Source organism: Lysinibacillus sp. GbtcB16, from assembly GCF_019091145.1.
Taxonomy (GTDB): Bacteria; Bacillota; Bacilli; order Bacillales_A; family Planococcaceae; genus Lysinibacillus; species Lysinibacillus fusiformis.
Genome location: NZ_JAGXJV010000831.1, coordinates 1 through 239, shown reverse-complemented (window position 1 = coordinate 239; position 239 = coordinate 1). Strand labels below are relative to the sequence as shown.

Below are 239 nucleotides of genomic sequence, written 5' to 3'. Positions count from 1 at the left end.
TTCTTGAAGAAAATATCACAAGTACACACCGAATGGCAGTAATCATAGGAAATTAAAATATGCTTGATAAAGTGCTTGCTGTTGTGTGATAGCAAGCCATGTCGATGGATTGGTTAAGCCAACACCACTGTCCTTTAAAATATCCTCGACAAACTGAAATAGTCGTAAATATGTATGCACTGCATCTGGCGATTGTACAGAGCAAGTATCCCTTGTAGATGGCAATGGCAGCACTACTA

The 239-nt window shown here is 39.3% G+C and carries 1 pseudogene; it reads right to left on the bottom strand.

Going from position 1 to position 239, the window contains the following annotated elements:
* Nucleotides 1-42 precede the first annotated feature (42 nt).
* Nucleotides 43-239, bottom strand: a pseudogene (locus KVT27_RS26030) (VanZ family protein); the annotation flags it as partial.